This is a genomic window from Clostridium sp. KNHs205 (assembly GCF_000702945.1).
In the GTDB taxonomy this organism is placed as follows: domain Bacteria; phylum Bacillota; class Clostridia; order Lachnospirales; family Lachnospiraceae; genus Anaerocolumna.
On sequence record NZ_JNLE01000005.1, the window covers coordinates 1,015,364 to 1,028,619 of the forward strand.

General features: G+C 29.7%; 11 protein-coding genes. 1 reads left to right on the forward strand and 10 read right to left on the reverse strand.

Annotation, left to right across the window (positions count from 1 at the left end; all coding sequences use genetic code 11):
* Window positions 1-5 precede the first annotated feature (5 nt).
* The 7 genes from BR73_RS0123960 to BR73_RS0123990 form a co-directional block, all read right to left on the reverse strand.
* Entirely contained in the window at window positions 6-1,256 is a 1,251-nt protein-coding gene (locus tag BR73_RS0123960; protein WP_033168328.1) for an ABC transporter ATP-binding protein, read from the reverse strand.
* 29 nt (window positions 1,257-1,285) lie between these two features.
* Window positions 1,286-2,071: an ABC transporter permease gene (locus BR73_RS0123965; RefSeq protein ID WP_033168329.1), complete on the reverse strand. Its 786-nt coding sequence runs from the start codon at window positions 2,069-2,071 to the stop codon at window positions 1,286-1,288.
* A gap of 20 nt (window positions 2,072-2,091) precedes the next feature.
* On the reverse strand, window positions 2,092-3,456 hold the full coding sequence (locus BR73_RS0123970) for a hypothetical protein (RefSeq protein WP_033168330.1): 1,365 nt from the start codon (window positions 3,454-3,456) through the stop codon (window positions 2,092-2,094).
* A 13-nt stretch (window positions 3,457-3,469) separates the two neighbouring features.
* Window positions 3,470-4,276, reverse strand: a complete 807-nt coding sequence (locus BR73_RS0123975) for a glycosyltransferase (protein ID WP_033168331.1) — start codon at window positions 4,274-4,276, stop codon at window positions 3,470-3,472.
* Between the two features lie 43 nt (window positions 4,277-4,319).
* Window positions 4,320-5,444: a glycosyltransferase family 4 protein gene (locus tag BR73_RS0123980; RefSeq protein WP_033168332.1), complete on the reverse strand. Its 1,125-nt coding sequence runs from the start codon at window positions 5,442-5,444 to the stop codon at window positions 4,320-4,322.
* Between the two features lie 132 nt (window positions 5,445-5,576).
* Window positions 5,577-6,356 carry an NAD-dependent epimerase/dehydratase family protein gene (locus BR73_RS0123985; protein ID WP_033168333.1) on the reverse strand — a complete coding sequence of 260 codons (780 nt, stop codon included), beginning with the start codon at window positions 6,354-6,356 and terminating at the stop codon, window positions 5,577-5,579.
* Window positions 6,328-6,957 (reverse strand): sugar transferase, encoded by a 630-nt coding sequence (locus BR73_RS0123990; protein WP_033168334.1) that lies wholly within the window; start codon window positions 6,955-6,957, stop codon window positions 6,328-6,330. Before BR73_RS0123990 ends, BR73_RS0123985 begins: the two co-directional genes overlap by 29 nt.
* 214 nt (window positions 6,958-7,171) lie before the next feature.
* Here BR73_RS0123990 and BR73_RS0123995 point away from each other — a divergent pair, with 214 nt between their 5' ends.
* Entirely contained in the window at window positions 7,172-9,004 is a 1,833-nt protein-coding gene (locus BR73_RS0123995; protein WP_033168335.1) for an O-antigen ligase family protein, read from the forward strand.
* 55 nt (window positions 9,005-9,059) lie between these two features.
* Here the strand turns inward: BR73_RS0123995 and BR73_RS0124000 are convergent, their stop codons facing one another.
* The 3 genes from BR73_RS0124000 to BR73_RS27915 all read right to left on the reverse strand — a co-directional run bounded on the left by BR73_RS0124000 (window position 9,060) and on the right by BR73_RS27915 (window position 13,195).
* Window positions 9,060-9,797, reverse strand: coding sequence for an ABC transporter ATP-binding protein (locus tag BR73_RS0124000; protein ID WP_033168336.1), 738 nt, complete (start codon window positions 9,795-9,797; stop codon window positions 9,060-9,062).
* A 96-nt stretch (window positions 9,798-9,893) separates the two neighbouring features.
* Window positions 9,894-10,670, reverse strand: coding sequence for an ABC transporter permease (locus tag BR73_RS0124005; protein ID WP_033168337.1), 777 nt, complete (start codon window positions 10,668-10,670; stop codon window positions 9,894-9,896).
* A gap of 245 nt (window positions 10,671-10,915) precedes the next feature.
* Window positions 10,916-13,195, reverse strand: a complete 2,280-nt coding sequence (locus BR73_RS27915) for a polysaccharide pyruvyl transferase family protein (protein ID WP_051685540.1) — start codon at window positions 13,193-13,195, stop codon at window positions 10,916-10,918.
* Between the last annotated feature and the right edge of the window lie 61 nt (window positions 13,196-13,256).

A 13,256-nucleotide genomic window follows, 5' to 3' on the forward strand; every position in this document is an offset into this window, starting at 1 on the left:
CAATTCTATATTCTATTTATACTAAAATTACTTACAGGACAATTAAATACACCATAAATCACCTTATCTTCAACAGAAGCAGTGACATGAATAGCATTATTTATCCAACATTCCTCTATTTGATTCAAAACTTCTACTCCATTGCCAATACCTAATGTTATAAAATAATTTCCTTCCCGTACTTCTGGCCATGTAAATTCTAGATTAATTAAACTTAAACCCTCATTTAGTCTAAAATCATTATATCCAGATGTTAGGCTAGTTTCACCAAATATTTCATTACTATACTTGTCCCTAACTTGAAAACCAACGATTAAATTATCTAAATTAATTATAGACTCTACAAGTAAATAAATTTTAAAATTGTCACCATACTTGCAATTCTCACAATTTATATTATCATTAACTGTATATAAATATTTCTTAATAATAACATTCATATTTCCACTATAATTGTTTTTATCAGGAACAAGGAAATCCTTAAAATCTTTCATATCTAAATCATAATCATTATTATGACTAATGGAATATTTACCATGTTTTATTTTAAAATAAGTCGTAATTGCTTCTTGTGCATTACCATCATACTTTATCTTACCTTTATCCATCACAATAATACGTTTACAAAATTTTGTCATTGCATTTAAATCATGTGATACTATTAAAACCGTACTTTTTCCAGCAAGTTCCTTTATTTTTTTATAGCATTTTTGTTGAAAAAAAACATCGCCAACACTTAAAGCTTCATCAATTATCAATACCTCAGGTTCTATAGTAATTGCTATTGCAAAAGCAAGTCTTACAAACATACCTGAAGAGTAAACTTTAACTGGTTGATTTATAAAATCTCCTATATCAGCAAAATCCAAAATATGCTTAAGTTTTTCCTCAGTTTCTTTTCTAGTATATCCCATTAGCATTGTGTTAAGATATATATTTTCTAAGCCAGTATATTCAGGATTAAATCCAGCCCCTAATTCTAATAATGCAGATACTTTACCATTTATAGATACATTACCTGAAGTCTGCGTTAAAACACCCGTAATAATTTTTAGTAGAGTTGATTTTCCTGATCCATTCAGACCTATTATTCCTACACATTCACCTTTATCTACCTGAAACGAAATATCCTCTAAAGCATAAAATTCTTTATGGTATTTATTTTTTTTTAAGGAAAAGACTTCTTTTAAAATATCTTTTTTATTTGAATATAAAGCATACTTTTTACTTACTTGATCTACCTCAATTGTATACATCCTAATTAAGTTTGTCCTTTCTATTAAATTTATAGTACATCCGCAAAGTGAGGTCTTAACTTTTTTAATAATATAATTCCGCATAATAGCAATACTATGGAAATTACTATAAAATATATAGTTTCAACAGGCTTATTAACAACTGAAATATGATAAATAAAACTATCTCTATAACCACTTACTATATAATACATAGGGTTTATTTTAACTAAATTTAATACCTTTTTGTCTATACCATCTATACTCCAAAAAATAGGAGTAATCCAAAAACCTATTTGCAGAATTATATTAATTAATTGAATTAAATCTTTAAAAAAAACAGCCAATGATGATAGTATAAATGCTAAACCTAAAGCATATATAACTAATACACCGGTGTAATAAAAGGCTTGAAAATTATATATAGAAATTCTAAATCCATATAAGCCAAACATTACAAAAATAAAAAAAATAAAAAATATATGAATTATTAATGCTGATATAACTTTTATGAGAGGCAATAATACAATATTAAACTTTACTTTTTTAACCAAATAACTGTATTCATTAAAACAATTTGCTGTTGCTGTTATAACATCTGTAAAAAAAATCCATGGTATATAGGCAGAGATAAACCACAATATGTATGGAAAGTTATTAATAGGCGTTGTTTTAAACCCCATTTGAAAGACAAACCAAAATACTAATATTGTAATTAAAGGTTGTATAAAAGCCCACATAATGCCTAAAAAAGAACCTGAATATTTTGCTTTAAAATCATTTATTGCTAATCTAAATAATATTTTATAATTTTTTAGTATAAATCTTCTTATCATACTTTACTCCAAATAGTAGTTTATCTAATACGTATCCATTGAAAACTTTGCCATATTATATAATTAAGTTTGAAAATCCATTTTATCAAGATATTCTGTCTTGAAATTGTTCCCCACATCCAATAGCTTTCTTTAACATTTTTTCTTTTTCCTCGATATATTAATCTATAAAATAATTTAACGGGTATAATATGATATATCAAATCCTTTATCTGAATATCAGCAGCCAATTTTAACATATATTTTTCTGATACATCATCACAGAAATGTATGTTTCCATATATATCCAGTTCTTCTTTGCTAGGTTCTACCATGAATAGCTTTATTGTACTATATGTATATCCCCTGAGTTTATCTTCTTTTAAATGATGATAATTTAAAATTAGATTGTTACAAAACTCAAGAATAATATAATGTAGTTGGACTGTCATAGAAGTTGGTTCGATTTTATTAAGAACTGGTATTATTATACCATTTTCTTCTCGATACCCCAGTGTTATGCCATGGTCAGCTGAGCATATACATTCAAATAAATTATTATTAAAAAAAACTGAATTTTTTAATCCGTATTTATGTGAAAAATAGAAACTGTTATATATTCCATCTAATTCATTCTGTTTTCCATATAAACCAAAATAATAACCTTCTAAATTAAGTTTTGGGTCTTTGCTTTGTAATAAAATACGAAGGGAACGCTGCATTGAACCTACCCACCCACTATCTACAATAGCATAATGTGAATACTTAAATAGTCCTTCCTGCTCAAAATACTTAATTAAATTGTCATATTCTAATTTTGATTTAGAATTCATAACTATATAAAACTCTTGTGAAGAGCATAATTTAATTCTAAAATCTTTTATACCTTCAAATGTTAATTGTTCATTTGCCTCACCATCTAAAATATTTAATTCATTATAAATTCTTTTTTTTTCATCATTTGTAAAATTGACTCGATCCAAAATTAATGAAATAGTAACATAAGCACTATTTAGAAACATTTTATTAATTGCTTCTTCTTGATTTATATAAAATAAAGGTATTCTAAGACTAATTCTACTACAGTATAAGTAATGTAATTCTATATCTATATTACACTTCTTCACAATAATACATGCAATTTTATACATAATTTGTCCATCGCGAGCCAAAAAAAATAAATGCTTTATACTGCTTTTTTCTGCTTTCTTTAGTATCCAAATAACATAGCTTATCAAAATTGGGGATATTGCACATACTGATGTATCATAGAATGTTGCATTTATATTATTATTTTTATTAGTTATCATTTTATATGCATTACTATAATAATCTATACTTTTATTCTTTTTTAGTACTGATAGATATGTATTTGTTTTTTTATTAACTTTTAATAATGGCTTCATTTTAACTCCTATATTAATATGAGATATTTTTTCTAATTTTTTGTAAACATTTAACAGGAATTAATCCAACTATTAGAGGTTTTATTATATATAAGTATCCTAGTGGTAACAATTTCAATTTTTTATAACCAATATATCTAACTTTTGCTTCTTGAATTCGAAATTTATATTTTCTCTTTTTTATAGATTGTATATCTTCTCGATAATAATATAGATACTTCTGTAAATTATATCCTCTAAAATTATGATAATATAATCGCATAAACATATCATAATCTTCAGCTCTTGTTGTCTCTCTAGCTATTCTATATCCATTAATTTTTTTTAATACTTCAGTTCTAATCATTATTGTTGGATGAATAAACGGAGAGTTAAATAAAAAATCTTTTCTATCAGGTTCCTTCTTTGGATTTCTTTTACCGATAATACTATCTGCATCAATAATGAAAGCGCTACAACCAACCATATCAAATTGATTATTATTTTCTAAAAATTCATACTGTTCTTTAAGTCTATCTTGAGCAGATACATCATCTATATCCATTCTTGCTATATATTTTCCTTTTGCTATACTAATACAATTATTTAATGTTGCAGCAAGTCCGAGATTTACTTTATTTCTAATTAATATTATTCTATCATCTTTTCGAGATATCATTTTTAGCAAATCATAAGTATCATCTGTTGAACCATCATCGCAAATAATAAATTCTATTTTTCTAATAGATTGGTTAAGTATTGAGTTTATGGATTTATTAATTAATTTAATACTATTAAAATTATACACTCCCATTATAACAGATATTATGATATCATTCATAACAACCTCCATGATCTTAATTAAGTAGTAGTTAATAGTATTATCAAAGTGAAAAAGAGCGATATAACTTCTCCATAACATTAATTACTTGATCAGAGTTGAATCTCTCTACAACTATTTTATTATAATTACCAATCGTTTTTCTTAGAATTAAATCCCTTTTAAGAATTTTAATGCCATTAGCAAACCCATAGTAGTCATTATAGTTATACACAAAACCTGTCTTCCCATTAATTGAATATTCTCTTGTACCGCGTGAATCGGATACTAGTAATGGCAGTCCAGCTGCCATAGCCTCTAATGCAGCCATGCCTAACCCCTCACGCTTTGATGGAAAAGCAAAGCAATCTGAGACTGATAGAATTTCTGCTATATCTTGTCTGTGCCCCAAAAATTTAACGTTATTTTGAATATTATATCTATTGGCAATCTTTTTCAGATAATCTAATCGTTTTCCGCTACCACATATTAAATAAATAATATTATTATCATTCATACTTCGCAATGCTTTAAGGATTACTATATGATTTTTATTCTTATTAACCTCTCCAACTGAACACATAAGAAACTTAGTTGGATCAACATTTAAACTGCTACATTTTTTTATTTTATTTATATTGATATTTCTATAATTTTCTATATTTAAACCTACTCCATTAATTTTAATTACTTTATTAGAATGAAATTTTTTTACTATATTATAATCTTCGTCATTAATAGTAATTATTGTATCTGTATACCTTGATAGATATTTTTCAATTGGATAATAGATTATCCAGCTTAAAATTGGTCCACCTTTGTAAAAATGTAAACCATGTGCTGTGTAAATAACATTTTTAATACCGCAAGCTCTGGCAGCTATTCTTCCTAGTGCAGCTCCCATCGGCGTATGACAATGTATTATGTCATACTTTTCGTTCTTAATAAGTTTTCTTAACTGCAAAAAGGCTTTTATATTCTCATAGATTCTATATGGAGAACGGACAAAATCTATCTGGTGTAATTTAACATCCATGTTTTCTAAATCTTTATTCTCACCATACACTGGATTTTTTATATTTGTTGCATAATGAATTTCATAATTTAAGTTTTTTAAAACTGATACATTATTACTCTCAAATTGTTTTAAAAAACCACTTATGGTTGAGATAATTAAAATTTTATTCATAAATATGCCTCGATTTTATATTAAACATTCTCATAAAGTACTAGAGAGTTATACTCATAAAATAACTGGCTAAACTCCGCTTACCTTTACTTTCTGAGCAGCATTATTAGCCAGTTTAATTGAATATAAGCATTACTCACTTAAGTAATAAAAATCTCCAAATATCTTTCTTAGTATATTGATCCTATTAATTATAAAAGCAAAAATAAATCCAGGTATAAGTATTGTATTTTTATTTATTGCTTTTCTCTCATCAACAACCGCCTTGCATGTATCAAAAAATTCGTCATCCTGCGGAAAATGAATTCCAACTAAATTATCTAAAATAGTCTGGGTTATAAACTGATTGAGTTTATTTATATTAACTACACTTCTTTTATTATGTATATCAGGAAAAATAAAAAAATAATTGGCAGCTTTTTTAAGCTTAGCATAATTCCCTTTACATCCATCACCATAAACTAAGGGAGGCCTAATTATTGTTACCTTAAAATTTTCACCTTGAAGACCCTGAATATCATTTTCAGCAGCTAATTTAGAAATTCCATAATATGTAGTTGGTTGTGGTATCGTATCTTTAGTAATGTAGCCTGTAATTTTTCCATAAACAGCAGCAGTGCTCATAAAAATAAATTGCTTGACTCCACTATTCTTAGCTAGCTTTGCTACCTTAACTGCGAGTCTGTGATTGACTTTATCATATAGTTCTTTCATCTTCTTGTTTTCTTTCTTATGAACTATAGCTGCTAGATGAATAACCGTATCATACCCTTTGAAATCTACCTTTTTCCATGAGCCATCTGAAGCACTGACAAGCATAGTTACAATACTATTACTACAATTATTTGTTATATATTCATGTAGCTTTTGTCCGATATAACTATTAGCCCCAATTATTAATACTCTTTTCATTATTATTTCTTCCTTCTATAACTCCTTCATTCACACCATCGTGTTTTATGACATATACAACTGTCTTAAAAATACAGATCATATCAAATAAGAAACTCATTTTTTTAACATAATCTCCATCATAATGAGCTTTTAATAGTATTGGAAGCTCATCTCTTCCGTTAATCTGTGCCCATCCTGTTAAACCTGGCCTTACATCATTAGCATCATTATTATCACGCTCAGCTATAAGGTCATATTGATTCCATAAAGCAGGTCGTGGGCCAACTATTGACATGTCCCCTTTTATAATATTAAAAAGCTGGGGTAATTCATCTAGACTTGTTTTCCTAAGTATTTTCCCAATTCCTGTTATGTATTCTTCTGGATCTTGTAGCAAATGAGTTGGCACATCTCCGGGTGCTGAGCTCTTCATTGTTCGGAATTTTAAAATGCTAAATATTTTTTTATTTTTCCCAAAACGTTTTTGCTTGTATAATATTTTTCCCCTTGATGTTAACTTAATTAACAGTGCTAATAATATAAATAGCCAAGATAAAACTATAATTAGCACAAGCGAACCAATAATATCTAATAACCTCTTTAAATATCTATTATACATAGTAAGTTCTTCCCATCTTATTAATAATATTATTATAATGAATAGCACTGGAAATTACAAGCCTTTTTGTCGAATGCTTACAATTTCAAAAACTTAATATTGAAGAATTCTACCGTTTTCCTTGTCAATTACCAGAAAAAGTATTAAAATATGCCTGTACTGTAAAAACATTACCATTCTATTTAATAATGTATTTATACTTAAGGAGTCTCTTATGGCAAACAAATCAAGCATTAATCATCAAACAAAATTAAAACAACATCCGAACACCTCTCCAAGCAGTAAATATTTTGTTATACCTATTATCTTAATACTCGCTGTTTTACCATTAATTATGCATTACCACTTAGATAACCCTGACATATCCTCTTATTCATGGGCATCACAGAATTCTTCCACCTTAGATTTCTTCCTTCATTACAAACAGATTTTTTTTCTTATAATATCGGCGGTGTTGTTAGTATTGATTATACTAAATCTAAGAAAATCAGATAGTAAAATTAAGGAACTAAAATTATTTATTCCCTTAATATTATTTGGATTTCTAACTTTACTCTCAACTATAACTTCAGAAACTGCCAAGTATGGTTACTGGGGTATATTTGATCAGTTTGAATCCGTATTTACACTAATAAGCTACTGTCTGATAGTAATTTATTGTTATCTTTACATAAAAAAAGAAGAAGATTTATCCTACTTACTCCATTATTTTATGATAGGCGTTTTAGTTATAGTATTTATTGGAACACTGCAGGCTATAGGACATGATTTTCTAGCAACAGAGATTGGCAAAAAGCTTTATCTTCCAAGAAACCAATGGAGCAATCTCGATGGATATACAATGTCATTTGGTAAAAATCGTACATACATGACACTATTTAATCCTAACTATGTTGGCGTATATGTATCCATGCTCATTCCATTTATTTTGTGTCTCCTTTTAACTGAGAAGACAAAAAAAACGCTGGCATTATATAGCATTATACTCTTAGGACTGATAATATCTCTGTTCGGTTCAGAATCCAAAACATCTATTATATGTATAATTGCGACTATACCATTTTTATTGTTCTTCTTTCGTGCAAAAATATTTACTAATAAGAAAGTATTTTTAATTTCTACTGGCTTGTTATTAGCAGGAGTATTGATTATTTCACTAATCAATTTTAGTTTTGTTAAGAACACATTTCAAAGCTTTACAAATATCACAAAGTCTACACCTAATCTAACTAATATTAAGACAGATAAATTACTTACTATTACTTATAAAAATAATATATTAAACGTAGATATGAAGCTTGAGAACTCCAATTATAACACTTACTTCTATGACGAGAAAGAAAGTATACTGGCAAGTCATACAGATGAATCCGGGCAAATTATTATAGATGATGAGCGCTTTCAAGGTATTACTGCTGTAATAGGATATACAGATAGCTTAGCAATATTACAGTTATATATAGACGGTAAAGACTGGAACTTCACCAATCAATTAGGAGATGATACTTTCTATTATATTAATAAATATGGTAGATTAGATAAAATAATTGAAGCAGATTCTGCAGTATTTACTGGATACGAGAATTATGCATCCGGAAGAGGTTACATTTGGTCAAGGTCTATCCCCTTGCTAAAAGACCATATTATACTGGGTGAAGGTGCTAATTCATACGTATTTGCATTTCCTCAACAAGATTACGTAAATCTCTACAATTCAGGGTTTGGAAACGATCTTTTAACAAAACCTCATAGCTTCTATTTGCAATTAGGTATTCAATCAGGTGTGTTAGCTTTGATTTCTTTCCTCGTATTTTATATAGTTTATTTTGTATGGAGCATACGGTTATATAAGAATACTGTTTCCTATACATTATTTACACGTACTGGTATTGCTGCTTTTATTGCTACCATAGGATTTATGCTGGCAGGTATCACAAACGATTCCTCTATGGCCGTTTCACCAGTATTTTGGTCCTTGCTCGGTATCGGTATAGCATGTAATGCATACAATACTTCTCAATCGCCAAATAGTAAAACAATGAAATAGCACAAAAAAGCTCCAGTAGATGTAAACTTACTGGAGCTTTAAATATTCACTCTTACTATTTCGTCTTCTCTTCATAAATGGCACTAACTTCATCAATAGAGCCATTAGCTATCAATTGTCCCTTTTCCAATAAAATAGCCTTATTACATATTTTCTTAACCTGTGCAAGGGAATGAGATACGAATAACACTGTAACACCTTTATCAAACATACTCTGTATCTTTGCTTCACATTTCTTTTTAAACTTCGCATCCCCTACTGACAATACTTCGTCCAATATCAATACATCCGGCTCCACAATAGTAGCAATCGAAAAACCAAGCCTTGATTTCATACCGGAGGAATAATTCTTAAGTGGTACTTTTATAAACTCACCTAATTCAGAAAACTCTACGATTTCATTGAACTTTTCATTTATAAAATCCCTGTGGTACCCAAGAACAGATCCATAAAGATATATATTCTCAATTCCTGTGTATTCACCTTCAAAACCGGCTCCAAGCTCTAACAAAGGGGCTATTTTACCTTTAACATTAACATTGCCTTCTGTAGGCTTCTGGACACCAGCTATTATTTTAAGCAGAGTACTCTTACCGGCACCGTTAAGCCCTAAAATTCCAAGACGATCTCCCTTTTCAATAGACAGGTCAATATCTCTTAATGCCCAGAACTCTTTATATTTTAATTCCTTTTTTACAAGCTTAATAAAATATTCCTTTAAACTGTCAACCTTTTGAGTAGACATATTATATTTCATACTGACATGATTGACTTCTACCGCTGTTTTAGCCATATTACCTCTTTCCCATATACCAAATAAGGAATCTGATATACGTTTATAACTCGTTGTAGTTTTTCTTTTAACATATTTTCACTGCAACTTCTACCACTAAACATGTAATATAAATTCGTCCTGCTTTTTATAAAACATGAGTAATCCGACAATCATAAATCCAGCAGTGTAAAGTAAGGATAACCCTAACGCTCTTGTATCCAATGCCTGTCCAAAGATTGCATTTCGAAAATTCACTACAACAGAATATAACGGATTTATATCAAGCAGCCATCCATATCCTGCCTGGATAATTCTTTCAGGCTTATAAAATATTGCTGATGTATACATAATTAGCATCATTACAACCGACCAGATATATTCCAAATCTCTGAAAAACACCGAGAGTGTAGCTAATATTAATCCTAAACCATAGCACATAACCGGTAATACTAATAACGGAATGACAGCTTGGAACAAATAAAGACTAGGCTCAACTTTTAGTACAATACTAACAATAAACAATATAAGCAAGGATATCAGGAATGTTATATAATCACTCAATATACATGATAGTGGATACATGTATTTGGGAACATAAACTTTCTTAATCATACCACTATTGGATCGAATCGACTTCATAGAGGTCTTAGTACTGTTTGAGAAAAAAGAATACATTAACCGGCCTGACAGTATGTAGACGGGAAAGGTCCTGTCAGTATTTCCAAACAGCGTACCAAATACGAGTGTTAATACCATCATTGTTAATAGGGGTTCAATCAAAGTCCAAACCACACCCAGATAGGAGCGTCTATATTTTAAGGTCACTCCTTTTTTAACAAGTTCTGCTAATAGAAATCTATATTTTGCAAAATTACTGAAATACTTTTTCAATTTACCACCTGTTTTCTTTCTTACTATATTCGTTGAATATATAGCTTTCATATAGGTGTAAAAGTAATTCAACTAATATTTACACCTATATGTTAAACTAATGGTTAATTCATTTTGATTATACTTTATACAAGTTGAGTTTAAATTACATTCCCATTCCAATTTTTAGGGACTGACTTAAGTTATTCTTCATAAGCAGCTTTATAGGAATTAATTCAACTTATATTTTTTATAGTAATAATTGTTTACTTCTTTTTTTTCTTCTTTAGATGATTAAAGGATTGTAACAAGCTGTCAATTTCTACATCGTCAATCTGGGACATAAGCTGATTTCGCTTTAGTACCAAATTCATCGGCTTCTTATGATTAGCGTTGTAGGCTTTCTCATAAGTACTTTCTTTCAGTACCAACTGCTCCTTAAAATGTTCAAAGAATTCTGATCCCTTAGAATTATTAAGCTTAATAATGGATACACCTCTTTGGTCCATCATTTCAGGATGCTCATTTTCAATTCCCCAATAGTCTCCTATGGTAATATCGCCGACACTTCCCTTTAATCCTGCAAATTCACAGGTATAACAGCATGGTCTTTGAATATTATTACTTAGGAAAGCTCTATTAAAGTTATTGCTGGCTGCCGGCTCTAATAAAACCTCACCAGATTCAAACTTAACCAGTATATAAGGTTTACTCCAGCCTCTTATTTTATTTCTAAATTGGAAATCGATTACTTTTGAATGATAACGATTTTCCAGGTAATTAATATACTTCTCAAATACTTTTGGTGAAGGAACACCATGGCATATGATATCCACTGTATACAGGTTCGGATAATCTTTACCCAGATAAGTCTTTAAACCTGCTATCTGGCATGGATTACCTGTAAATAATACAACCGTTCCAGCCTCCAGTAATTTCTTTACTCTTGGCTTCACATTTTCACTGTCAGGTGCAACATATTTTGAGCCGCAAAAAGCTCTGCAGCCTTCTTCTGTATCTGCAATGTCATATATGACTCTCATATTTTCATCATATCTAACACCTACTACCTTACCCCCTATAGAAAGTATATACCGGTACATAGGTACAAACATACCTCCGCTGGTACTTTCAGTATGAATATCTTCTGTTTTATGATAGGAGGCATAAACTACCGGGTAATTTTCCACCGGTTCTTCTTTTTCAAACTTTCTGTAAATACATACCTTTCTGCAAAGATTACAATGTATACATTTATCTTCATCTATCTCAGGATACCAGAAACCTTCTTTGTCCGGTACCATTGTAATTGCCGAAACCGGACATATATCCTTACAGGCCTTACATCCATAACAGGAGTAAACATCTTTGGAATCAAAGTACTTATCTTCATCTTTTACAGGTTTATTAGTAGTCTTCTCGCCAGCAAGTGACTTACTTAAAAAGTCTATTGATGTCTTTCTAAGCTCAACTTTAAGCTTCTCAACCTGATTATAATCGATGGATAATTCATTTAAATCGTTTGGCAGGTCTTTTGAAAATTCAATCAAGTGATTTCCAATACCTAATGTATCCAATAAGTGCCTCATTCTTTCAGGATTCTGAAAATGAGGTATCGTTATAAAATTCTTTTGATACATAATAGAGAAAACTGTAGCATGAAATGAATTTGTTACAACATATTCCGCATTTGCAATATATCCCAGGAACTCTTTCGGACCACCAGCAGTGAATTTATGCAATTCATTGGTAAAGCTATAATCTGATCGGTTATGAACAATAGGTAATCCAAGTCTTTGAGATATTTCTTCTGCCATTGCATTTAACCGCTTGTCTACTTTTGTTATATGAACATTATGCACATATATATATTGTGCTTTTGTCTTAGGATCATTCTTTAGCTGATCATATCTTTCCCTGTCAAGAAGTAAGGTTGGATCAAGTACAACCGAAATCTCCTTCTTCGTTAACTTCTCTATCGCCTCCTTTGCCTTTTCTTCTCTAACAGATATATAGTCAAATAGCCTCAAATACCTGGAAAACAGCGTATGTTCAACTTCCGGAATAAAGTCTTTTCCGATACTGGCAGCATATGAAATCCTCTTTATCTTCTCTTTTCCAAATGCCAGAAAATAAGCAGGATTAATGCCTTTTGTAAGTGAACCATTCCATATTTGATCGCTACCTGCAATCATAACATCAAAATCAAAATTTGCTTTATTTAAATCACCAAAAGCTGAATAGGCTTTTGTAGTATTTAAAGTATTATTTATAAAATGCTCAAATTTACGAAATCTTTTCACCTTATCTGTTTCAGTCTTATACTTCTTTAAATATTGAAGCATATGAACTACTTTATTTAATTTATAGCTTTTAAAGGTTTTTCTGGGTACATATAAACGGTAAAGATTATCAGTAGCGGGCAATCTGTAGTTTATAATGCTGACATCATGACCTTCACCTTTTAAATATTCCTGCAACGCCCAAGCCTGTAATACAGCACCATGATTATGGGCGCTGTTAAAGGTAATAATACCTATCTTCATACACTCACCATTCTTATCACAATTGATATAATAGGATATTCCAATATATTGACTGGTAACT

What these genes read in the sequence shown, in the direction of transcription:
- BR73_RS0123985 (WP_033168333.1), bottom strand. Translation starts at nt 6,356, where the DNA reads ATGAAAAGAGTATTAATAATTGGGGCTAATAGTTATATCGGACAAAAG.
- BR73_RS0123990 (WP_033168334.1), bottom strand. Translation starts at nt 6,957, where the DNA reads ATGTATAATAGATATTTAAAGAGGTTATTAGATATTATTGGTTCGCTT.
- BR73_RS0123960 (WP_033168328.1), bottom strand. Translation starts at nt 1,256, where the DNA reads ATGTATACAATTGAGGTAGATCAAGTAAGTAAAAAGTATGCTTTATAT.
- BR73_RS27915 (WP_051685540.1), bottom strand. Translation starts at nt 13,195, where the DNA reads ATGAAGATAGGTATTATTACCTTTAACAGCGCCCATAATCATGGTGCT.
- BR73_RS0123995 (WP_033168335.1), top strand. Translation starts at nt 7,172, where the DNA reads ATGGCAAACAAATCAAGCATTAATCATCAAACAAAATTAAAACAACAT.
- BR73_RS0123965 (WP_033168329.1), bottom strand. Translation starts at nt 2,071, where the DNA reads ATGATAAGAAGATTTATACTAAAAAATTATAAAATATTATTTAGATTA.
- BR73_RS0123980 (WP_033168332.1), bottom strand. Translation starts at nt 5,444, where the DNA reads ATGAATAAAATTTTAATTATCTCAACCATAAGTGGTTTTTTAAAACAA.
- BR73_RS0124000 (WP_033168336.1), bottom strand. Translation starts at nt 9,797, where the DNA reads ATGGCTAAAACAGCGGTAGAAGTCAATCATGTCAGTATGAAATATAAT.
- BR73_RS0123975 (WP_033168331.1), bottom strand. Translation starts at nt 4,276, where the DNA reads ATGAATGATATCATAATATCTGTTATAATGGGAGTGTATAATTTTAAT.
- BR73_RS0123970 (WP_033168330.1), bottom strand. Translation starts at nt 3,456, where the DNA reads ATGAAGCCATTATTAAAAGTTAATAAAAAAACAAATACATATCTATCA.